This window comes from Erysipelothrix aquatica, assembly GCF_009828775.2.
Taxonomy (GTDB): domain Bacteria; phylum Bacillota_I; class Bacilli_A; order Erysipelotrichales; family Erysipelotrichaceae; genus Erysipelothrix; species Erysipelothrix aquatica.
Genome location: NZ_WTSY02000037.1, coordinates 1 through 21402, shown reverse-complemented (window position 1 = coordinate 21402; position 21402 = coordinate 1). Strand labels below are relative to the sequence as shown.

23 protein-coding genes are annotated in these 21402 nt (G+C 38.7%); 14 read left to right on the top strand and 9 right to left on the bottom strand.

The annotated features are described in order from the left end of the window. Window positions 1-1116 precede the first annotated feature (1116 nt). The 4 genes from pyrR (at window position 1117) to GVV20_RS09315 (ending at window position 3681) form a co-directional block, all read left to right on the top strand. Window positions 1117-1620: a bifunctional pyr operon transcriptional regulator/uracil phosphoribosyltransferase PyrR gene (gene pyrR, locus GVV20_RS09330; protein ID WP_159741235.1), complete on the top strand. Its 504-nt coding sequence runs from the start codon at window positions 1117-1119 to the stop codon at window positions 1618-1620. Between the two features lie 131 nt (window positions 1621-1751). After that, the gene (gene pyrF / locus GVV20_RS09325) at window positions 1752-2435 is read left to right on the top strand and encodes an orotidine-5'-phosphate decarboxylase (RefSeq protein WP_159741234.1); all 684 of its coding nucleotides are present in this window, start codon (window positions 1752-1754) and stop codon (window positions 2433-2435) included. Next, the gene (gene pyrE, locus GVV20_RS09320) at window positions 2435-3073 is read left to right on the top strand and encodes an orotate phosphoribosyltransferase (protein ID WP_159639873.1); all 639 of its coding nucleotides are present in this window, start codon (window positions 2435-2437) and stop codon (window positions 3071-3073) included. The genes pyrF and pyrE overlap by 1 nt, the downstream gene beginning before the upstream one ends. Before the next feature lie 56 nt (window positions 3074-3129). Beyond that, the gene (locus GVV20_RS09315; RefSeq protein WP_159741233.1) at window positions 3130-3681 is read left to right on the top strand and encodes a hypothetical protein; all 552 of its coding nucleotides are present in this window, start codon (window positions 3130-3132) and stop codon (window positions 3679-3681) included. A 75-nt stretch (window positions 3682-3756) separates the two neighbouring features. Here GVV20_RS09315 and GVV20_RS09310 read toward each other — a convergent pair whose 3' ends face one another. The 4 genes from GVV20_RS09310 to GVV20_RS09295 all read right to left on the bottom strand — a co-directional run bounded on the left by GVV20_RS09310 (window position 3757) and on the right by GVV20_RS09295 (window position 6850). Further along, complete coding sequence (locus GVV20_RS09310) at window positions 3757-4308, bottom strand: helix-turn-helix domain-containing protein (protein ID WP_159741232.1); 552 nt, start codon at window positions 4306-4308, stop codon at window positions 3757-3759. Between the two features lie 256 nt (window positions 4309-4564). Continuing rightward, the gene (gene serC / locus GVV20_RS09305; RefSeq protein ID WP_159741231.1) at window positions 4565-5635 is read right to left on the bottom strand and encodes a 3-phosphoserine/phosphohydroxythreonine transaminase; all 1071 of its coding nucleotides are present in this window, start codon (window positions 5633-5635) and stop codon (window positions 4565-4567) included. Window positions 5636-5696: 61 nt separating this feature from the next. After that, a complete protein-coding gene (locus GVV20_RS09300; protein WP_159741230.1) occupies window positions 5697-6179 on the bottom strand; it encodes a hypothetical protein in 483 nt (160 codons plus the stop codon). A gap of 11 nt (window positions 6180-6190) precedes the next feature. Continuing rightward, window positions 6191-6850, bottom strand: coding sequence for a metal-dependent hydrolase (locus tag GVV20_RS09295; RefSeq protein WP_159741229.1), 660 nt, complete (start codon window positions 6848-6850; stop codon window positions 6191-6193). A 134-nt stretch (window positions 6851-6984) separates the two neighbouring features. Between GVV20_RS09295 and GVV20_RS09290 the strand changes: the two genes are divergently transcribed. The 4 genes from GVV20_RS09290 (at window position 6985) to GVV20_RS09275 (ending at window position 12119) form a co-directional block, all read left to right on the top strand. Next, window positions 6985-7632, top strand: coding sequence for a metal-dependent transcriptional regulator (locus GVV20_RS09290; protein ID WP_159741228.1), 648 nt, complete (start codon window positions 6985-6987; stop codon window positions 7630-7632). Next, on the top strand, window positions 7632-8171 hold the full coding sequence (locus GVV20_RS09285; protein WP_159741227.1) for a phosphatase PAP2 family protein: 540 nt from the start codon (window positions 7632-7634) through the stop codon (window positions 8169-8171). Before GVV20_RS09290 ends, GVV20_RS09285 begins: the two co-directional genes overlap by 1 nt. Window positions 8172-8313: 142 nt before the next feature. Then, window positions 8314-8601: a hypothetical protein gene (locus GVV20_RS09280; RefSeq protein ID WP_159741226.1), complete on the top strand. Its 288-nt coding sequence runs from the start codon at window positions 8314-8316 to the stop codon at window positions 8599-8601. A 281-nt stretch (window positions 8602-8882) separates the two neighbouring features. Continuing rightward, window positions 8883-12119 (top strand): InlB B-repeat-containing protein, encoded by a 3237-nt coding sequence (locus GVV20_RS09275; RefSeq protein ID WP_159812769.1) that lies wholly within the window; start codon window positions 8883-8885, stop codon window positions 12117-12119. 109 nt (window positions 12120-12228) lie between these two features. Here the strand turns inward: GVV20_RS09275 and GVV20_RS09270 are convergent, their stop codons facing one another. Then, window positions 12229-13182, bottom strand: coding sequence for a serine hydrolase domain-containing protein (locus GVV20_RS09270; RefSeq protein WP_159741224.1), 954 nt, complete (start codon window positions 13180-13182; stop codon window positions 12229-12231). A 217-nt stretch (window positions 13183-13399) separates the two neighbouring features. On the opposite strand from GVV20_RS09270, the gene GVV20_RS09265 reads away from it, so the two are divergent. Next, window positions 13400-13579, top strand: a complete 180-nt coding sequence (locus GVV20_RS09265) for a hypothetical protein (RefSeq protein WP_159741223.1) — start codon at window positions 13400-13402, stop codon at window positions 13577-13579. A 24-nt stretch (window positions 13580-13603) separates the two neighbouring features. Here the strand turns inward: GVV20_RS09265 and GVV20_RS09260 are convergent, their stop codons facing one another. Continuing rightward, a complete protein-coding gene (locus GVV20_RS09260; RefSeq protein ID WP_159741222.1) occupies window positions 13604-14629 on the bottom strand; it encodes a hypothetical protein in 1026 nt (341 codons plus the stop codon). Between the two features lie 115 nt (window positions 14630-14744). On the opposite strand from GVV20_RS09260, the gene GVV20_RS09255 reads away from it, so the two are divergent. Both GVV20_RS09255 and GVV20_RS09250 read left to right on the top strand, forming a co-directional pair. Continuing rightward, window positions 14745-15050, top strand: coding sequence for a DUF898 family protein (locus GVV20_RS09255; RefSeq protein WP_159741813.1), 306 nt, complete (start codon window positions 14745-14747; stop codon window positions 15048-15050). Further along, window positions 15040-15786 (top strand): alpha/beta hydrolase, encoded by a 747-nt coding sequence (locus GVV20_RS09250; RefSeq protein WP_159812767.1) that lies wholly within the window; start codon window positions 15040-15042, stop codon window positions 15784-15786. The genes GVV20_RS09255 and GVV20_RS09250 overlap by 11 nt, the downstream gene beginning before the upstream one ends. Before the next feature lie 30 nt (window positions 15787-15816). On the opposite strand, the gene GVV20_RS09245 is transcribed toward GVV20_RS09250, so the two are convergent. Further along, on the bottom strand, window positions 15817-16452 hold the full coding sequence (locus GVV20_RS09245; protein WP_159740580.1) for a type 1 glutamine amidotransferase family protein: 636 nt from the start codon (window positions 16450-16452) through the stop codon (window positions 15817-15819). A 100-nt stretch (window positions 16453-16552) separates the two neighbouring features. Between GVV20_RS09245 and GVV20_RS09240 the strand changes: the two genes are divergently transcribed. Further along, complete coding sequence (locus GVV20_RS09240) at window positions 16553-17482, top strand: helix-turn-helix transcriptional regulator (protein WP_159740579.1); 930 nt, start codon at window positions 16553-16555, stop codon at window positions 17480-17482. Between the two features lie 23 nt (window positions 17483-17505). On the opposite strand, the gene GVV20_RS09235 is transcribed toward GVV20_RS09240, so the two are convergent. Beyond that, a complete protein-coding gene (locus GVV20_RS09235; RefSeq protein WP_236261785.1) occupies window positions 17506-18450 on the bottom strand; it encodes a dipeptidase in 945 nt (314 codons plus the stop codon). A gap of 82 nt (window positions 18451-18532) precedes the next feature. After that, the gene (locus GVV20_RS09230) at window positions 18533-18976 is read right to left on the bottom strand and encodes a carboxymuconolactone decarboxylase family protein (RefSeq protein ID WP_159740577.1); all 444 of its coding nucleotides are present in this window, start codon (window positions 18974-18976) and stop codon (window positions 18533-18535) included. 102 nt (window positions 18977-19078) lie between these two features. Between GVV20_RS09230 and pdxR the strand changes: the two genes are divergently transcribed. Next, window positions 19079-20470, top strand: a complete 1392-nt coding sequence (gene pdxR, locus GVV20_RS09225; protein WP_159740576.1) for a MocR-like pyridoxine biosynthesis transcription factor PdxR — start codon at window positions 19079-19081, stop codon at window positions 20468-20470. Between the two features lie 162 nt (window positions 20471-20632). After that, on the top strand, window positions 20633-20860 hold the full coding sequence (locus tag GVV20_RS09220; protein WP_159649138.1) for a hypothetical protein: 228 nt from the start codon (window positions 20633-20635) through the stop codon (window positions 20858-20860). Window positions 20861-21402 lie beyond the last annotated feature (542 nt).

Here is a 21402-nt window from a genome sequence, read left to right as displayed (position 1 = left end):
AGAATTTTACTAATATCAAACACAATGATACACTTAGAAATAAAAAAACCATCATCATATTTCTATGACGATGGTACTGACTCTAAATATGTCGGACTATCTCACCAACACTAGATTATAAAGAGCCCTTTTTTGATGGGATGCAATATTATTACATCAATAATATGTGTGATATACATTGCTTGGTATTAGAGGGGTAAACACACAAAGCTGTATACCAAATCTGAGAGGTAGTAAAACTGAGGAGAGTACTTGAAAAAGTACGAATCGTAAGAACTTGCTAACGCAGGCATGTTAGGACAATCAATAACTGATGTCGATAACAAGGAGAAACTAGCGATTGAAGTATATCGGGGATTTCAAAAGCATGTGCGTACAATTTACGGGGTTTGATAATGACCAATTATCAAGTTTGCGGATATTAGTGTAAATTGTGAATAGAATCGTTGATATCCTCTCAGAATATCAGCGGATTAAAAAAGATGAAACGAATGCGGATAAATTCAAATGTGATTTGAAATGCGGACTTATTCAACACTCAGCGTATGTTAGACATATGTTAGGAAATCATCTTTTGGCTTCAAGTACTATACGAGACAGAGTATATGACATCAAGTTTCATGAGTGCGGATATTATGATTGCTTAATTGCTATTTGATTATTGTAGGATTAAGGTAACAATAATCAAAAACTTGATACAATTAAGTGCATCTGAACCGATGAATTTTACTCTGTTACTATAATACAAAATGTATGGTTTCAATAACATCGATATACAGGACAAAATTCTTACAAAAATGTAAGAAAAGCGTATAAATACAATGATTTAATGTATTTTCGCAATATAATTTCACCAAACGATATAAATATCCGAAACAAACAATCAATAACAATCATTTTCGAACAAATGTGATTCGATGCGTGCTACGTTTCGCACACGGGCGTAATCGTAGAATGTCATGGAACATTGATTGACATTATGCGGTAATTAGATTATGATTTATTCGAAAAAAGAATCCTTTAAACTGATCCTGAGAGATCAAGAAGGAAAGAGCAACTATGATCATTATCAACGAGCCTCTTTCTGTGAGTGGCTCTTTTTTTATGGAGGAACGTATGTCGAAAATAATTCTGAATGAATCGGAAATGATGCGCGCAATTAACCGTCTTTCGTATGAGATCGTTGAACGAAATCAAGGCATCGAAAATCTTGTGATTGTTGGTATTGAGACACGTGGGGTGCCGATTGCCAAAAGAATCGCTGAAAAAATTGCATCTATCGAAGGACCTGTCGATGTCGTAAGCTTAAACATTTCGGGTTATCGTGATGATCAAGAAATCCACAGCAACGCATCATCTAATGATTCACTAACAGGGAAACATGTGGTATTGGTCGATGATGTACTGTTTACAGGAAGAACAATTCGTGCAGCAATGGATGCAACGATTGATATGGGTCGTCCTGCAGAAATTTCGCTAGCGGTTCTCGTTGATCGCGGTCATCGAGAACTTCCAATTCGTCCAGATTATATTGGTAAGAATGTTCCTACATCCAAAACAGAACGTATCTTTGTTCATATTAAAGAAATTGATGGCGAAGATTCGGTAAATATTTCATAATTAAATTCACTTTAAAGAGTACCAGAGAGTTCTCGAAGCGAATCATATCTTTTAAGATACGCGCTTGAATTCTATGGGTTCAAGCTTTTTATTTGAATTGCTTTTCAATGAAGAAAAAGAAAGAGGTTATTATGTCAGAAGTTATTATTGCACTGGACTTTCCAGGAAGAACAGAAGTTATGGAATTCTTAGATCATTTCGAAGAGTCCCTTTACGTTAAAATTGGTATGGAACTGTACTACCAAACCGGACCGGAGATGGTTCGTGAGATTAAAGAGCGTGGTCATCGCATTTTCCTTGACCTGAAATTGCACGATATCCCCAATACTGTAGAAAGTGCAATGCGTGGCTTACGCAAACTTGGTGTCGACATGGCGAACGTTCATGCAGCAGGTGGCATCGAAATGATGGAAGCTGCACGTCGTGGTTTAGGTGATGGTCCAATTCTGCTTGCGGTAACACAACTGACATCTACTTCTGAAGCACAAATGCACAGTGATCAACTCATTGAAGTTTCACTCGAACAATCAGTACTCCATTACGCAGCGTGTGCTCAAAAAGCAGGTTTAGATGGTGTTGTATGTTCACCACTCGAAGCGCAACAAATTGCGCATGAGTGTGGTGAAGAGTTCCTGCGAGTAACACCGGGAATTCGTCCAGCGACAAGTGATGTTGGTGATCAAAAGCGCGTCATGACACCATCTCGTGCACGTCAAAATGGGTCTTCCTATATTGTGGTAGGTCGTCCAATTACAAAAGCAGATAATCCATATGAAGCATATGTAGCAATTAAGAATGAATGGGAGCAAGCATAATGAACACAGCACAACGCATCGCTAAATATTTACTTGACGTCGAAGCCGTCACCCTAAGTCCCCTTGAACCATACACATGGGCAAGTGGGTTAAAAAGTCCAATTTACTGTGATAACCGGATCACGATGAGTTATCCTGAAGTACGTATGAATATTGCCCGAGGTTTAGCTGATATTGTACGTCAAAAATATCAGTTTGTTGATATGATTGTCGGAACAGCAACCGCAGGAATTCCGCAAGCATGCTGGGTATCTGAAGCGCTCGCTTTACCAATGGCCTATGTGCGTGTTGCGGCAAAAGATCATGGCCGTAGCAAACAAATCGAAGGATTTATTCCTGAGAAATCAAAAGTCATCGTGATTGAAGATCTGATTTCAACAGGCGGCTCGAGTATTAAAGCATGTAAAGTACTTGAAGATGCAGGTCATGAAGTTGTTGCGGTACTTTCCGTGTTTGATTATGAACTCGATAGCGCACGTCAAAATTTCGAAAATGCAGGAATCCCGTATGAATCACTTTCTAACTATTCAACACTCATTGATGTAGCAGTAAGCTCTGGGACCATAAGTCAAAGCGACCTTGCTTCGTTAAAAGCTTGGCGTCAAGACCCACAGGCTTATACTGAAGCACATCAATAGTGTCATGACAAACCCTCATAAATCACGTATAATAGAATGAGGATATGAGGTGTATTATGGAACGTGAACGTCAATATTTATTGGGTATTAACAAAGAAACAATTCGAATTAAGATCACGGCATGGGTCATTGTGTCAGTGTTAGTTATCGTTGTTGGAACCTTGGCATCACGTCAAGCCTTTCCAGAGCAGACGCTCGTGAGTTCGGCATTAATGCTTACGGCCGTGTGTGCTATTGTTGTAGCATTTCAAAGTTTTCGCATGTATCAGAATACTCAAAAGATTGATCAAGTGATTCATGCAATGGACAAACCATCGATTGTACTTAATTTTAATTTGTATATAAAAAATAGTGTCTCGGAATTTCCGATTCTCATAGATGGCGATCGCTTGATTCTTATTGATACAGGAAAAGCAGTCGTACTAGAAGATGTTGCCAACGTTGCATATCGCAATCAGCGTTATACGGGAAAGAACCAAGACATCTTTACACTAACTTATCAGGATGGAACAAAAAAGACATTTAAACTGCTGACACATCCTGAGGTTCAAGAAACGATTCTTAAATACATTAAAGTTTTAAATCCACGTGTTCAAATCGAACACTAAAAAAGCTGGACCATTTCGATGCTAGAGGGCATTGGATAAGGTTCAGTTTTTTTGGGGCAAATTTGCAACGTAAGACTATAATAATGCAGCAAAGAGTCCGAGTAGGAATCCAATGACGCACAATCCAGCAAGTACAATGATAACTTTAGTGGTGTTATACTTTGGTTGGTTTTCATTTCCATTTTGGCGTTGATAGTCATTACGCATTTTGACATATTTTATAATTGTATAAAATAGTAATCCAATGAGCAAAATTCGAAGAAAAATGGATACAGTATTAAGTACAGGCATACTCGTACTTGAAAGGATATCACCATCAATAAAGAGTAATGTTAATGACGATGTCACCAAAACAATCAGGGTCAGTATGTTTAATTTGTTTTCCATTGTTTTGATATCAGAATCTTTAATTAATTTTTCCATAACTTTTCGGTCTCCTTTTAATAAGTCATCGAGGGAGATCTGGTAAATGTCACTGATTTCGACAATGCTTCTTAAATCTGGAAGACTTCGATTATTTTCCCAATTAGACACAGTTTGTCTTGAGACATCAATTCCATCTGCGATGTCTTCTTGTCTGAGTCCTAGTCGAGCTCGTGCTTCCTTAAGTTTTGTTCCAAAATCCATTAACCGTTCCTCCTAACCCCACATTAAAAGAGTTTCGTATATCTATCAATCTAAAAGTTCTTTACATCCTGATTCGAATGCATGTCAAAGTCTTTTTACGTTGCTTCTAAAAGGTCTATTCAAGGTCTCATAAAGCGATACAAATAGTGTAATCAATAAATCGCAGAATTTAGTAGTTTGTAATAGTCGAAAAAATGGGACACCTGAGAATCATATCTAAACTGAGATGATTCTCGAAGGTCCCATAGCAATTCTATTATTGATATTTATCTTGGAAGCGGATCATGAAGTCGACAAGCTTTTCAACCGCTTCAACAGGCATCGCATTATAGATGCTGACGCGCATGCCTCGAGAACTACGGTGAGCCCCCAAATTAATCATGCCTTCAAGTCCTGCTTCTTCCACAAACAGCGCATCCAATGTTTCATCATTTGTTGTAAAGACAACGTTCATTGATGAGCGATCAGATGGTTTAACCCAGTTGGAATAGAAGCCCGAACGATCGATAAGTTCATACAACATTGCTGCTTTTCTCTCATTTTGTTGAGAGAGCGCTTCGACACCACCTTGTTCTTTAACCCATGTCAACATTAAATCGGTGACATAGATTGCGAATGTTGGCGAGGTATTATAGACTGAATTTTCTTGGATATGTTTTTTGTAATCGAAGATATAAGGAAGTCCTTCCACATCGCGGAGCATATCATTACGAATGATTGCAAGTGTGAGTCCTGACATACCTAAATTCTTTTGCGTTCCCGCGTAAAGCATTGCAAAGTCATTAATATCATATGGAAATCCAAGAATATTAGAGCATGCATCACCAATCAATGGTACTCCATTAGTATCGGGGAGGTCACGATACATGAGACCTTCTGATGTTGCGTTAGTTGTGATGTGGACATAGGCGCAATCTTCGGGAACATTAAGATCCATTGGAAGATAACTGTAACCATCTTCTTTGCTTGATCCTACAACCAGTGTGTCGTTGAGAATATGGGCTTCTTCAATCGCTTTGGCTGACCAAAAACCAGTATCAACATAGGCAACACGTTTTCCTTTCGCAAAGTTCATGGGAATCATTGCAAATTGCTGACTTGTCCCCCCCTGAAGAAATACAATTGAGTATGTATCGGGGATATTCATGAGTTCTTTCAATGTTTCCTTAGCATGATCGATAATTCCGAAGAATTCTGACGAACGATGATTCACTTCTAACATTGAAACATTGGATCCTTGATAACTTAATAGTTCATCTTGGATTTTAAGTAAAACTGATTCGGGCAACATAGCGGGCCCAGCTGAAAAATTATAAACAGGTCTCATAGACATCCTCCACTTTTATATATTATTATAAAACGAATTTATGAAAAAAGAGTAGGAAAATCTACTCTAATTCTAAAAATATGTTTAATCGGTCTTCATTGGTTCGTGGTGTATCAGGATCGTCCACGATACCTATTAACGGATTATTGGTGTTGAAAATATGGATTGTTTTCCGTTCCGGAGCCCATGATATTTCGGGGTAATTAACCAGCAACATAGTATCCAATGGCTTTCGATCAGTGTAATCTACAGAGTCAATATCAGCAAGATATCCCCCCTCAAAGAAATTGAAATCAACAATCCAGGGATCGTATTCATGTTCGACAAGCGCACTGACGAAGCCATCTCCAAGGGTCATTGCATCTTCATATGTAATATAGAAATTTGTTTTCGTAGGAATTTTAAGGACATCTAAATCCTTTACCGGCACCGAATATTTTTTTAAAACATGGGTGAATCCTTTGAGTATAAAAATATAGTGATTGGTGTGTCCGCAACTTAATTGATGATTATTGATGACACGATTGATGCGTTCTTGTAACATAAAAACCTCCTCTATAGTTCAATTTGTTCGCCAATTTCTGGAACAAGTCCACGATTGTCGTGAAGCATGTTTGTGAATTCATATGGATTTTGTTCAATAACAGGAAATGTATTGTAGTGAATCGGAATGTATAGTTCAGACTGAATCAGTTGGGCAGCGTGCAATGCATCGCGTATTCCCATCGTAAAATTATCACCAATTGGTAAAAGCGCAGCTGTAACAGGCCCAATAAGACTCATATCTGTAAAGAGTGCGGTATCTCCTGCGTGGTAGATGGTAGCACTTGTATCGTTGACAATTACACCTGCTGCAAGTCCCATATAGTCTCCATCGTATGACGAACTATGGATTGCAGGTGTTAGTTTAACGGTTCCAAATGGAAAACTAAAACTTCCACCAATGTTCATGCCGTGCGTTTTAACGTCTATGGACGCAAGATGGTCCGCTAACTCAACAACCGCTATAATCGTTGCTTCGTTATTTCGAGCAATAGCTAAAGCATCACCAACATGGTCCTCATGACCATGAGTTAAAATGATATAATCGGCAACAACCGATTCGACATCAAGATCGGAATAGGGATTGCCATTGATAAATGGATCAATAATTATTTTGGTTCCGTCTAGTGTTTGAAGTTGGACACAGGCGTGTCCATGCCAGGAAAATTTCATACAAAAACCTCCTTAATATATTTCTATTATACCATGTGAATGAGACTGTGCGTACGGATTCCGTATCTTGTCTTTCACTGATATTTAGTGATATAATGATATTAATTAGGTACACCTAAGAAAAGAGGTAAGTAATGACACCGAATCGCGAAGATTATATTAAAATTATATTTGCAATGAACCAAAGAAATATTAAACTGACAAACAAGGAGTTGGCAGCTACTTTAGATGTGTCCGCAGCATCTACAAGTGAGATGATTCGAAAACTAACAGAGTCAGGGTTGGTAGTTAGACATAAAGACCTAGGTTTGACGTTAAGTAAAGAAGGTACCCGTGAAGCGCAGAATCTTGTGCGCAAACATCGACTATGGGAAGTATTCTTAGTGGAACAATTGGGATATTCATGGACGGATGTTCATGATGATGCGGAGGTCTTAGAACATGTTACCTCCAACAATCTTGCACAAAAACTAAGTGAATATCTAAATAATCCTAAGTATTGCCCTCACGGAAGCATCATTTACGGAAATGGTGGTTTGGATCGTGATGGCGTGACCCCACTCGCTTCATTAAAAGTAGGTGACAGTGGAACATTCTCGCGCGTTCGTGATGATTTAGAATTGCTCAAGTATTTAGAAACGATTTCGTTCAACTTAGGTGAAACCTTTGAACTTGTGCGCATTGATCCTTACGAAGGACCGTTTGTTGTGAATGTGAATGGTAAAGAGGTTGCCATTAGTTATCGCGCAGCTCATGATATAGAAGTTGAGGTAACGCAATAATGGATATGGCCATTTTGCAGTGGATCCAAACATGGTCATCCCCATTTCTTAACCAGTTTTTTGCGATATACACGCGTTTGGGAGATCATGCGGAGTTGTGGATAGCAATTGCTCTTGTCCAGATGCTCAACAAAAAAACACGGAAAATTGGTTATTTTGCATTGTTCGCGTTGCTCCTTGAACTAATTCTTGTGAGTGGAATATTGAAACCGATTGTGATGCGGGTTCGACCTTTTGAAGTTGCGAACTTTGATATTTTGATTCCCGTCCCACGTGGGTCTTCGTTCCCGTCTGGACATGCTGCAAGTGCATTTGCAATGGCAGGAACATTCTTCCTCTTTATTAAAGGTAAGCAACGGTGGATTTTTCTGGGATTGGCTGCTTTGATGGCCTTCTCAAGATTGTATGTTTTTGTTCATTATCCAAGTGATGTTCTTGTAGGCTCATTGATCGGTTTTGGAATTGCTTATATACTTTATCGAAATGAAGCCAAAATCAGTGAGTATACCGCTCATACACTACAAAGTTTCAAGAAATAACGGAATCATACCACAACACCTTTCGGAAGCATATTTAAAAAATATTTGCTTGCATAAGGTGTTTTATTTATGCATAATATATAAGCGTATGTTTAAGAAATAACGTACAACAATATGTCTTAACATATGTCTGGAGGAATTCATGAAGAAGTTCTTAAGAACACTGTGCTGTATGATGATCGTATCTGGAGCATTGCTGGGCTCATATCAAGTCTTTGCAAATGAAAAAGATACCGAAACAACAGCCGTCGTCACAGCGACTTCCGGTGAAGAAGTGCCTGTCATAAAGGGTGTTTCGAAAGCACCACGGGAAGATGGTCAAATTGGCTCGACAAAACGTCAAGTTCACGGTGGCATCTTAGCTGTGTTGGTGATTGTATCTGGTTTGGGAATGGTTTATCTCAATTACCGTCCCGATACAAAGAAATAATAATTGGTGTGGTTATCCACAGGCTGCTGAGCGATTAAGAAACTTCATTGATTCGAGGATCGCTCCTTAATTTACATTAAACAGATAGAGCTACATTGTGCAGCTCTATTTTTTTTGTGTACAGAAGTGTTTCGGATGCATATGAAGGGCTAATGAACAAAAAAACATTAAATTTAATGTTAAAAATAGTCTGTTGGTAACATGAATGGGCCTTTTTATACAAGATAAAACTTAATAGAGTGTTCATTTGTTAATGTCTTAGTATATAAAGAGGTGGTACTATGAAAAAGAAATTAAAGATTTTTATGGTATTAAGCTTGGTGCTCATTTCAGTCCCATTCTTAAATATCAATGCAGATGAATCAAACACTAACCAAGAAGTATCAACGCCGATCACGGAAACAGCAATCGACAACGATACGACTGGTGAAGTGTGTGCGGATAATAATGATGATTCACCATGTGATGAATTACCTGAGACTGAGCAAGAAAATGAATCAGAAGATGTAATTGATGATGTTACAGATGGCGAGACAGAATTGGATCCAGGTACATCGCAAGAAGCCGATACAGATGGTCTGTCAGAAATACAAACGTCTGAAGATAAATCAGAAAATGTTGTCCAGGAAGTATCGACTCCTGAAAAAGAAACCAAAGCAGTAAATTTTGACGCGGTCGCAAATGTCGACGAACTAATGGAAGCAATCGCAACTGTTACGGAGGGTCAAGTAATCAAACTCGCACCTGATTTCGTGTCAGGACCGATGACGGTTACGATTCCTAATGTATCATTTGTTATTGATGGCAATGGTGTCATTTGGAATGGCGGGAATATAAAATTACAAGGAAATCAACCAAGCACCGTTACAATCAAGAACCTAAATATTGATGGCCAATCACGATCAGGATACTTATTTGATGATAGCCGCACCGGAGGATCGTTAGAATTTTATAACGCTTCAGTTTATAATGCGGGTTCGGCAGTTATTTATCTTGGGGTATCATCCAAGTTAGATTCCATGCATATTTACAATAATAAGAGTATGAACTCTGCTTCAGCAATCAAGGTTTGGGAGTATGCAGACCTAACACTTACAAATTCTACGATTGAAAACAACCATGGATCGGGTTATGGCTATGAAGCAGGTGCAATTTCTGCAAAGAACTATCGTGCAAAGATGGTGATTGAAAATACAGTTTTCCGAAACAATATCAATACCACAAAGAATACGGGTGTTCTTGGTGGTAGTGGCGGTGCCATAACGATCAATGATCTCTTTGGATCGGTAGAAATTAGGCAATCAATCTTTGAAGAAAACAAAGCACTTGGTGACGCAAGTTCACCTACTAAAGCCGCAGATGATGGTGGGGCTCTGTATGTTCGGGTCTATAATGGCAACGGAACGGTCACTATTGATAGTACGTCCTTCATTAGAAATGAAGCGGCAGATGACGGTGGTGCAATTCTATTCGAAGCAAGTAATAAAGGAAAACTTTCTACGTCCATTTCCAATTCAACATTCCTTGGTAATGTTGCGCATGGAACAAGTGGCGGTGACCGCTCAGGTGGCGCAATCCAATACTATCGCGGAGGTTTAAAGTCTTCATCAACCAATGTCATAAAAACAAGTACTTTTATTGGCAATCAAAGTGGGGATGCATTATCCACGGTTAATCAACAAGGTGGCGCTATTGGATTAAGTCAAAGTTCAATTTTAAGCCCAAACGCTTCATTTGATGCGAATATCTTCGCCGGAAATACTGTTTATGGTGCTGACGGATTAGAAAACACATCAAGTAAATATAAAGATGTAAGCAATAGTACAAATGTTGATTTAGGAAGTAAGAATGTTATGAACTTGGAAAATGATCCAAATATTGATGATTCATTATTCGAGGTCTTGGGTGTAACAACACCACAAACTGCAGTGAATGAATCACAAGTTCGTGCGGGTATCAATCACGAAGTAGTGCCCACAATCATGATTCGTCCGGGTAGTGTTGCTGACAACACTTATCAAGGCCAAGCGGATTTGGGTGATATTGGACAACGTGGACTACCGCGAGATAAAGACCATGGTTCAATTCAAGTTGCTTCTATTCTCTACGATGCGAACGGGGGTACCTTTGGTCTTGACCCGCTTGGAGAATATGACGGGACCGAGTTCTACCTCAGCAATGATGAAGGAATAATCAATGAATATTATCAAGTTGGATACCTCCATAAGGTTGTTCCAGTTCAAAACAGTGAAGATCTTAAATTAAGTCGTGAGGGTTATACGTTCGGTGGTTGGTCTCGTGTTCAAACAACGGATGGTTCACGAAGTCAAACGTTGACTGAAGTTGAGCTGAAAAGTGCGACACAAAGAGTCTATGCAATTTGGATTCCAGACGCTGTAACGTATACTGTTACATACCATGGCAATGGTGAGACACAAGGTGTTGTGCCAACCGATACGCATGATTATTTAGAGAATGATACAGTTACGGTCCTAGGCAAGGATACCCTTGAGAAGACGGGATACACATTTACTGGATGGAATACACAAGCTGATGGAAAAGGAACCTCATATAACGCTGGTTCAAGCTTAGACATCACTGAAAATACAGACTTGTATGCCCAATGGGAACTAACGCCTGTTGTCGAGAAATATACCGTTACTTACCATGGAAATGGTGAAACATCTGGTGTAAGTCCAGTAGATGCAAATGAATACCTAGCAAGTGATTCCGTAACGGTCTTAGGTAGAAACACCCTTGAGAAAACTGGATATACATTTACCGGATGGAATACACAAGCTGATGGGAAAGGAACCTCATATAACGTTGGTTCAAGCTTCGACATCACTGAAAACACAGACTTGTATGCCCAATGGGAACTAACGCCTGTTGTCGAGAAATATACCGTTACTTACCATGGAAATGGTGAAACATCTGGTGTAAGTCCAGTAGATGCAAAAGAATACTTAGCAAATGATGCCGTAACGATCTTAGGCAGAAACACTCTTGAGAAAACAGGATATACCTTTGTTGGCTGGAATACGCAAGCCGATGGAAAAGGAACCCAATATACCGTTGGTTCAAGCTTCGACATCACTGAAAACACAGACTTGCATGCCCAATGGGAACTAACGCCTGTCGTCGAAAAATATACCGTTACTTACCATGGAAATGGTGAAACATCTGGAGTGAGTCCAGTGGATCCTCATGAATATAAAGTAAATGATACCGTAACGATTTTAGGTAGAAATACACTTGAGAAGACAGGTCATAAATTCTTAGGTTGGAATACTCAAGCCGATGGAAAAGGGACTCAATACTCAATTGGTTCAAGCTTCGAAATCACTGAAAATACTGAGTTGTATGCACAGTGGGAAAAAGTAACAACCATTGAAGAGACCGATGAATTACCTAAGACGGGAATTCAAGATTCTAAGATTGGATACATTTTTGTAGCAGTTGGAGTGGGTTCATTATTATTCGCTGCAAAGATTCGCAAAGAGAAAAAGAAAATCTAAAAGTTTTAGAGAATAAGGATATTTGAAATAACGAATATCAACTATAGCAAAAGTAAAGCCGGATAGTAGTTATCCGGCTTTTTGCGTTCCATACCAGTGTGTTGTAAATTTACATTCCCAAGAAAGCGTCGTAAATTTTAAGTCGTGTTTCAATAAACGCAGTATTCGATCGCGATGGGAAAGTGCGGTTGGTCAAAATGATGAGAGCGCGACCACGCTTGAGGTCCATAATGATTGCAGGACCTGTAAATCCAGTATGGAAAAGATAAGGTTTTCCCTCATAAAGATGTAAATTCCACCCGAGGCTTCGAAGGTCTTGATTTGTATCTGCCATAATATCGATTGTTTCGGGGGTAAGAATTGTTTTTTGAAGATACCCATTTGTGAAAGCAACGAGGTCATGAATGGTTGAAAATAATCCGGCATTTCCAGAAATTCCACCAAGTGCTGCAGCTGTTTCATCATGCACTATACCGCATATTAAACCTCGTGCGGGATGGATTTCACTGGGGACGATGAATGGGGTGATCGAAGGGTTAAATGTTGTCTCACGCATGCCTAAAGGCTTGAGAACATGCTCGTTAAGCGATTGGTCCAAAGACCCATCTAAAACTTCAATAATCCAACCTAGAATAATAAAGTTAATGCAGGAGTATGTCATTGTATGATAGTTGGATTCTTGCCAATCGTACCCGAGCATGATGGAGGTCTTAATGAGTTGCTGCGAATCTAAATACTTCTTGGATACGGAAGGGTTGAAACCACTTCGATGCAACAATAAGTCTTCAACGGTAATATGTGCCATCACAAAGGATTCTAGAATATCCTGAACAGGCGTATCTAAACCGATTTCTTCATCTTCAACAAGTTGCATGATACGTGTTGTTACTACGAGTTTACTTAATGATGCGATATCAAAGTGTAGACGATCAGTCATCGCAAGATCAGGGCTAGCCTGCCCAGCAGTTTTAATTGTTACGGTTTCATTTTCAATGATGGCATAAACATAACCACCAATTTCTTGATTTGTAATTGCGTTGTCAAATAGTGTATCTATTGTCACGGTCAATACCTCCACATGATTCCTTCTTATCTTACACCAAGCTGCGAAGACACCCAACATTTTTTCAAATAGTTTTGAGAATATTGGGAAAATATGACCACATAAACGATAAATCGTACATCATAGACTATTTTTATCACGATTATCTCGCCTGAATGCTACACTAATTTTAATAGAAAGTTAAAACACCATATACTAAAAGAAAGGACAAAACTGGATGAAACGTGAAAATAAAATTAAGAAAATGACAGATATCGATGGCTTTGATGCGAATTTTAGGGCACTTCTTCGAGGTTTGTTGCTTGCTGTACTGATAACGTACATGACTGAAGCACTCATTCTAGGATTTGTCGCCTTTATCCTTGGTGCAACTGGACTTCCAATATTCAAGAAGTAAAAATAATGGCGTAATAAAAAGACATCACGAGGATGCCTTAACAATTGAATAGAGGGTACTTCGTGATGATGGCGGATTGAGACTTCTCAACCAATGGTTAATTTCATTTGAAATTAATGCAAATGTATCCGACGAAAGCTCAAAGTACTGGTTTGTTTTTGTCTCGACATTATGAACTTCGAGCAGGTATGAATCGTTAAAATTGTAATAAGTCAGTAACGTATGACCATCTTTCTCGCGAACTAAACCTTGTGTAGTTGTTGCGTAATCGGGGACTTGTTTATTTATGCTGATGGTATAGATGGGATTCCGTGTGACATCTTTATGGATGAAAGGAATTTTTGTGTACGCTGCATCGTCATAAGCGTAGGCTTGAATCCGTGGAACAACCAAAGGATTTTTTTTCGTATTCAATGTTGTCGTAGTGCCAATATTTACAGAATCAATTACCGTAGCAGGGTCATGGGTAATTAAACGTGCTTTAATCGCTTGCGTGCCCTTATAACCAATCAATAGTGAGTCCTCTGTTTCGATATCGACATCACTTTGAAGGTAGAAGGCATTTTGATTCTTAATCATGGGAACTTCTGTAGGTTCTGTTTCGAACTTAACGCGAACATCATCCAAATTTTCGTCGATAACCAAGAAGCAATGTGAATCTTTATTTAACGATAAATCAATATAATTGAGACGCTGCGCACTCATCGAATTAAAATCATAAGCAATGCCGCGAATACCAGTATAGTACATGTTCATTTGTGCAACATCTTGATAATAGTAATGACTGTTTCGCCACAACGAACCCAAACGTTCCAACACGACCGGTGCATACAAATCATCACCATATTTGAAGACATAAACTTCTTTACGATCATTGAGGGTTGTTGCGAATACTATTTCACCATATTTAGGATCTTGAGAACGAATCGCCTCAAGAACGGATATTTTCGAGAAAGTAAATCCAGTTTGAATTAAAACGAGTACGAAAAGAAGGACACCCGTAATAAAAATAAGTACCCAATTCAGATAATAATGTCGCTTATCTTTCAATAGAGTCGCCCCCCTCCATATTTTTATATATTACACCTATACCTATGTAATTGGTAGATATTCGTCCTATCTTGTCGTATTTATCGTGTATAATGTAAAAAAGGGGGACTTATCAATGAAAAGTTCATATTTTGATGGCGGTTTTATGTCATACCTTGGCTTACAAATCGTCAATGTTATTATTGTAGTCATTACACTTGGTTTTGGATCGCCATGGGCAATGGTTCGTACATATCGATGGGAAGCAGACCACACAGTCCTTGAAGGCAATCGTACAGTCTTTACAGGAACTGCAATGAGTTTATTTGGACAATGGATTGTATGGTGGTTACTCACCCTCGTAACCTTTGGAATTTACGGATTCTTTGTTCATGTTAAAGTTTTACAATGGAGAACGGAGCACACATATTTTGTTAACTAATTCAGGCACTATTATCTCGAGTTTTATTGCAAGTAAGAAGATGCGTATAGACTGGAACTCGAGTGTTTATCTTCCTGCATCCTATGACACATCGGATGCAAGGTATTCAGTACTCTTTATGTTCCATGGCGCTGGCGGACATCAACTCAATTTCCTTGAGCGTATGGATATGAAAGGCCAGTTAGACGCAATGCACTACGAAGGCATCGTAGTCTTTGTGGATGGTTTTAATTCATTTTATCTTGATGGACCGGGATATCCTATGGAATCCATGATTATGGAAGAGTTAATACCACATTATTTAGGAATGTATCGCACCAATGGTGATATTTTACTTGGTGGTATTTCAATGGGTGGATATGGCGCATTGCGATTATCGATGAAGTATCCCAATACATTTAAAAAAGTTTTCGCAATTGCACCTGCGGTATGGGCAGAAATGACCCCCGAGACAGAAACGTATGCTTGGAGTATTTTCCGCGATGAAGATGGGAACTATGATTTCGAGAAATATCATGCAAATCATCCAGTATCATTTGCGCAAACGAATACGACTCAGTATTTTATTGAGACTGGCATGATGGATATGATTGTTCCATTTGCGGATGTTGATGCAACGGTTGCGGTCTTTGAAAAATATGCACAGGTATGCTATACCAAAATTGCAGATGGCGATCATGGCTGGCCTTACTTTGAGGCTGCGGTCCAACGCGCCCTTAAAGCGATAACAGAATAAAAGACGTCGATGACGTCTTTTTTATTTGAACTAATGTCCTTTGGAAGGCAACGTTTCCATAAGGTCATAAAAAGTATTCGGATTTCCCTCATTAAAGAACGTGTACCATAATGCAAGGGTGTCATTTCTAAACACATCCAGAGTTTCGAGAATTGCTTTGGACCAGAGTAACGCGTCAGTGGAACCTGCAGTAATGAGGTTATTGTCACGAACAACGGGTTGATCTTGGTAAAAAGATTGACCTGTATAATTGGTAGCAAACATATCGAGAAATCCTGGTCCATTACTGGTATGGTTTCGTGAATTTAACATGTTCGAAGTGGCGAGAGCAAGTGTGGCACCACAAATTGCTGCAACGGTACCATTCGCATTCAAAATCTGCTGTGCGTACTGAAGTACGGCTTGGTGCTCCGGTTGATGCCACGTATCTGATCCAGGTAAAATCAACACGGTATTCTCATCCACAATCATGCTATCCAATTTGCAATCAGGAGTAACCTTAAGTCCGCCCATAGTCGTAATCGAATGCGGTGTATAGCTCACTGTTTGAATAGCAATCTCAGGTGCATTATCCTTAAAAAAACGACGCGAATGTAGTTCCGCAGTGATATATCCAATCTCCCAATCTGCTAATGTGTCCATAACATATATATAAATTTGTTTCATAGTAATCTCCATTCTCTTGATAGCTATAGTATACGCAGCTATTGTTGACACCTATATGTCAACAATCTATAATTTATTCAATAAAGTTGAGGATAGTCCCATGAAAACGGATCGTATGATGAGTATCATTATTGTATTACTAGAAAGAAAACGTACGAGTGCGCAAGACCTTGCGGACATGTTTGAGGTTTCCCTACGGACAATTTATCGGGATATTGATGCCATTGATTTGGCGGGAATCCCAATCCGAACAATACCAGGGGTAGGGGGTGGTATTGAGATAATGCCAAACTATAAACTGAATCACAACGTATTTTCAACTTCAGATTTGTCCACAATTCTTTCGGGACTTTCGAGCGTATCAGATATGACTGCAAAAGATACGTTAACGAATGTCCTCACCAAAGTTAAAAGTCTGATTCCACCCGACAAAGAGCAAGACATCATCCTTCAAACACAACACGTTCATATTGATTTAAGTTCATGGTTTGGGAACCAAAATGTCCAATCGTATCTGGAGATGATTAAAGAAGCGATTGAGTCGCAAAAGTTACTAACATTCACCTACCATGATCGATTTGGGAACGGATCACAACGGACAGTTGAACCCTACCAACTTGTCCTAAAAGGCAATCGCTGGTATTGGCATGGGTATTGCTTGGATCGAAAGGACTATCGAGTTTTTAGATTGTCACGACTCACTGACCTTCGGATGACAAGCCTGTCATTTAACCGTAGAGATTATTCACAAGAACGCCTCGACGTTTCGACTGTCGTGGATGGTCCCAACGAAACGGTTACACTACGGGTGCAGCAATCACTTATGGATCGGGTCATGGATTATTGCTCATTTGATGCATTCACACAAATAGACGATGCTTACTATCGCGTAGAGTTTCCATTCATGGAAAACGACTATTACTATAATATTTTGTTAAGTTTTGGTGATAAAAGTGAGTGCCTTGCACCAGCGCATGTACGTCAAGAACTCAAGGCACGGATTCAACGCGTTGCTGATCTGTATAAGTAAAAAGTACCCACGCGGGTACTTTTTTAGAAGTGTTTTTTTATGTAATTCATAAAGTTTCCAGATGCTAAATTTTCGGCAAAAGTAGAGTCTAAACGCAATGCAACTTCATGCAATAAATGTTGACTGTGGCTGGCATCTTCAAGATTCACAATCTTTGAGGAGATACCATCGAAGTCAGAACCAAGTCCCAATTGTGATGAAAGCCCAGCATTATGGAAATATTCGATATGGTCAACAAGCATTTCAATTGTCGTTGGCTCAACACGATGTTGATCGTTTACAAAAGCATCACAGTACACAAAGTGCACAAGAGCCCCTTTATCTTTCATCCGTTGAATTTGTCCATCATTTAGATTTCGTCGGTGTGAGGCAAGTTTCTGGGCGTTGGAGTGGCTTGCAATCACATGCTTAGCTGTATCAAGAACATCTTCAAACCCGTTCAGACTAATGTGAGAAACATCAATAAAGACATCATGGTCGTTGGCTAGTTTCACAACTTCAAATCCAAACGTTGTGAGCCCAGCACCCCGTGCTTCACCAATTCCATCACATGCCAAGTTTGCGTCGTTCCACGTCATTCCAATAGATAGGACACCTTCATCGATAAATTGCTTCACTTTCGTGATATCTGATCCGACACAATCAAGTCCTTCAAGTGTCAGAAAAACACCAATTTCATCATCCTTTAGGTTTTCAATCTCAAAGAAATGCTTAATATGAACGATGCCATCTTGCTTCAGAACATTATTTTTAAATGCATCAATTTGTCCCAAAGCAACGTCATATTTATTGTCAATATACGTATCGGGGTCAATGAAAATTGCGCAAGCCTGAACTTTGACGCCACCCTTACGCAACTTTAAAACATTAACATCAAGGTTCTCATTGTCGTAAAAACTGTATTCAGGATGCTGATGTAGTTTCATCAAAACATCGCAATGCCAATCAATAATAGGATATGTTTTCATAAGAATCTCCATTTCTTAGGATTGATTATAGCATAATTTTGCACCGTGAATCTCATGAATGTTGGCGTATGTCCTATACGTATTACTGACGATCTGCCTTCTTGCCCATTGAAATCGCAATGCGATTCCATGCATTCATTTGGTTAATACAGAAAATAATGTATACATATTCCTGATCGGAGAAATATTTTGAGATGTCATCATACACACTTTGTGGGACTCGCTTGGTTGCGACTTCAACAACATACTCGACAAGTCGTAAAACTGCTTGTTCTTTTTCAGTGTAAAAAGTGCATTCTTCCCAAACAGATAAACTAAGAATTCGCTGTGGTATTTCCCCAAGTTTTATGGCATCCGCAGAATGTGCATTTACACAATATGCACACCCATTAATTTGTGAGGTTCGAATTTTGATTAGTTCTTTTAAAATAGGATCTAACGGAATTGAATTAATGAAATTCTCCATCGCAAACATTGCTTTCATGGCATCCGGTGCAAGTGTATAATAGTCAATTGATTTATTCATAGTAACCTCCTGTTGACGATTTTATACTTCTATTATACAGTGAAACTGGAACTACTAAAGGGCCGGATATCGATAGATTGTATGGGTCCAGGAGTGTAAACGATGATAGATAAAACAAACAATATTCCTATTTTTAAACAAATATATACAAATTTAATAATGGAAATGCAGATCGGTCGGTTTAAAAAAGGTGACTTATTACCAGGGACGCGTAGCTTAGCGCTTGACCTTAATGTGAGTAGAAATAGTGTGGAGCGCGCATACATGCAATTAGAGATTGAGGGATACATCCTATCAAAACCTAATTTAGGTTTTGTGGTGCTTGATACATTTAGTGAAATAAAACTGGAAGCAATTCCGAATATGAGAAAACCCCAAACTGAAAGTTCTGATTCCATCATTGATTTCAAATATGGGGGAAATGGGTTTTCTACATTTCCTAAAGCAAAATGGAAACAGTACACTTTAGAGGTTCTCAGTTCAGAAACAGACCCTTTTCTTGATAATAAAGGCAATATCAATCTTAGAATTGCGATTTCTGAGTATTTGTACCGACACCGGGGTGTTCGTGCATCGTATGAACAAATAGTTGTGACCAACGGGTATGTCTATAGTCTAGAAATAATGAGTAATATACTGAAAGCGAGAAATCCTAAGTCTACAATTACAATGGAGAATCCAGGATTTCCTGTGACACGAAATACACTCATAAAAAATGGAATGTTTGACGAACCTTTTGTCTATAGTAACGGAAATCTAGAACTTCCTGAGAAAGTCAATCCTTGCTTAAAGGCTGTAATTGTTACGCCATCACACCATTTTCCAACCGGAAGTGTTATGGGTGTATCGATGCGCCAAACGTTGCTAACGTGGGCACGCGAGCATAGCATGTACATCATTGAAGATGATTATGATAGTGAATTCCGTTATAAAGGTGATCCAATTCCTTCTCTTCAATCGATGGATGAAAGTGGTAATGTTATCTATTTTGGAACTTTCTCTAAGCCGCTATCTTCAACTCTAAGGATGTCATATGTCATCCTCCCTGTATCACTTCTACCATCGTATGAAGCTCGTTATGAAGGATACACAAGCTCTGTGTCAACACTGCAGCAGAGTATTCTTGAAAAGTTTTTAGTGAATCAGGACTATGAGAAGCATATTCGAAAAATGCGCAAGTCATTTAAGAAGAAACACGATTTGATTAAAACAATATGCGAAAAACAATTCGGCGGACGTGTATCTATACATGGTGAGCATGGTGGCTTATTTATATTGTTGGAAGTTCATAAAAATTCGAGCTCTGATACGTTGGTGGAAGAAGCCTTGCAAAATGGAGTTAAAGTTTATCCAACTACTGATTTCTATCTTGATGGCAGAGAAAAATCAACAGTATTCATGGGGTTTACCGATGTAAGTTCCATGGATATCGAAAAAGGTATCGAATTACTTAATCAAGCGTGGTTTGGAGATTTAAATGACGTTGTCGATTAGATAACGTGTCTCTGTATATCGAGTAAATACGATTTACAGTCATTGATTCAATTAGTGAGGTCATGAGGTTGTTGCACTACTTTTGGTGATACTTCCGTGCAATCTTTAGTATCGGTCAAATATTGTCCGACACTAAAGCTATAATCAAGTTAGGTGATAGAGATGACATTAAGTAGGAAATATGTTGAAGTTGTAGTGCTTCATAAACTCGATGGTAGTTATGTGCCCTTATTTGTTGTAATTGGAATGATTAAAAATACGGTCACGAAAGTCCTAAGTACCGCCCATCATCGCGATGTGTCAATTCGTACAACGCAGTATTGTGTATTGATGAATGGTGAGAAACATGAGCTCTATGAATGTGATGGAAAATGGTGGTTCTATTTGTAAATAAATCCATATTCGAAAAGAGTGACCTTATGTCTGGGACACCTTTTCGTGCTATTTATACATTGAAGGCGATTCTTTATGGAAGTTATTATCACTCAATACTGTGAATGACGTAGCTATGACAAAAAAAACACTTATGAGTAGTAACTACTGATAAGTGCTTCGGTTGTTTTTATATGGTGGCACCCACGTGTTCGTAGTCGAAATATCGAAAAACGATGTAAGGTGTCTTGATGTTTTCATGTACTATCTTTAGATAGTACTATTACATGTATTTTATATCACTGTTGGCACAAATATGCCATATTTTCCTGAATAAAATTGAAGGTAATACTAATAGAATATAATATTACCGAAAATATTTATTATCAATATCTCTAGATTAGTATTGCCATCCCAATTTTCAACCAATTTATAGTAGGTTAATCCACTAGAACACCATTATTTTAAATTGAAACTTTTCTTTTGACCATTTCTTCAATAACGCCATAAGGAACATTGTATTTTAGGCTTAGCCCTCTAATTTATTTAGCATTTATATC

Coding starts and splice junctions, on each gene's coding strand:
- GVV20_RS09240 (WP_159740579.1), top strand. CDS start 16,553: ATGAAAACGGATCGTATGATGAGTATCATTATTGTATTACTAGAAAGA.
- GVV20_RS09275 (WP_159812769.1), top strand. CDS start 8,883: ATGAAAAAGAAATTAAAGATTTTTATGGTATTAAGCTTGGTGCTCATT.
- pyrE (WP_159639873.1), top strand. CDS start 2,435: ATGAACACAGCACAACGCATCGCTAAATATTTACTTGACGTCGAAGCC.
- GVV20_RS09255 (WP_159741813.1), top strand. CDS start 14,745: ATGAAAAGTTCATATTTTGATGGCGGTTTTATGTCATACCTTGGCTTA.
- serC (WP_159741231.1), bottom strand. CDS start 5,635: ATGAGACCTGTTTATAATTTTTCAGCTGGGCCCGCTATGTTGCCCGAA.
- GVV20_RS09265 (WP_159741223.1), top strand. CDS start 13,400: ATGAAACGTGAAAATAAAATTAAGAAAATGACAGATATCGATGGCTTT.
- GVV20_RS09280 (WP_159741226.1), top strand. CDS start 8,314: ATGAAGAAGTTCTTAAGAACACTGTGCTGTATGATGATCGTATCTGGA.
- pdxR (WP_159740576.1), top strand. CDS start 19,079: ATGATAGATAAAACAAACAATATTCCTATTTTTAAACAAATATATACA.
- GVV20_RS09300 (WP_159741230.1), bottom strand. CDS start 6,179: ATGTTACAAGAACGCATCAATCGTGTCATCAATAATCATCAATTAAGT.
- GVV20_RS09295 (WP_159741229.1), bottom strand. CDS start 6,850: ATGAAATTTTCCTGGCATGGACACGCCTGTGTCCAACTTCAAACACTA.
- GVV20_RS09315 (WP_159741233.1), top strand. CDS start 3,130: ATGGAACGTGAACGTCAATATTTATTGGGTATTAACAAAGAAACAATT.
- GVV20_RS09235 (WP_236261785.1), bottom strand. CDS start 18,450: ATGAAAACATATCCTATTATTGATTGGCATTGCGATGTTTTGATGAAA.
- GVV20_RS09245 (WP_159740580.1), bottom strand. CDS start 16,452: ATGAAACAAATTTATATATATGTTATGGACACATTAGCAGATTGGGAG.
- pyrF (WP_159741234.1), top strand. CDS start 1,752: ATGTCAGAAGTTATTATTGCACTGGACTTTCCAGGAAGAACAGAAGTT.
- GVV20_RS09230 (WP_159740577.1), bottom strand. CDS start 18,976: ATGAATAAATCAATTGACTATTATACACTTGCACCGGATGCCATGAAA.
- GVV20_RS09290 (WP_159741228.1), top strand. CDS start 6,985: ATGACACCGAATCGCGAAGATTATATTAAAATTATATTTGCAATGAAC.
- GVV20_RS09310 (WP_159741232.1), bottom strand. CDS start 4,308: ATGGATTTTGGAACAAAACTTAAGGAAGCACGAGCTCGACTAGGACTC.
- pyrR (WP_159741235.1), top strand. CDS start 1,117: ATGTCGAAAATAATTCTGAATGAATCGGAAATGATGCGCGCAATTAAC.
- GVV20_RS09285 (WP_159741227.1), top strand. CDS start 7,632: ATGGATATGGCCATTTTGCAGTGGATCCAAACATGGTCATCCCCATTT.
- GVV20_RS09220 (WP_159649138.1), top strand. CDS start 20,633: ATGACATTAAGTAGGAAATATGTTGAAGTTGTAGTGCTTCATAAACTC.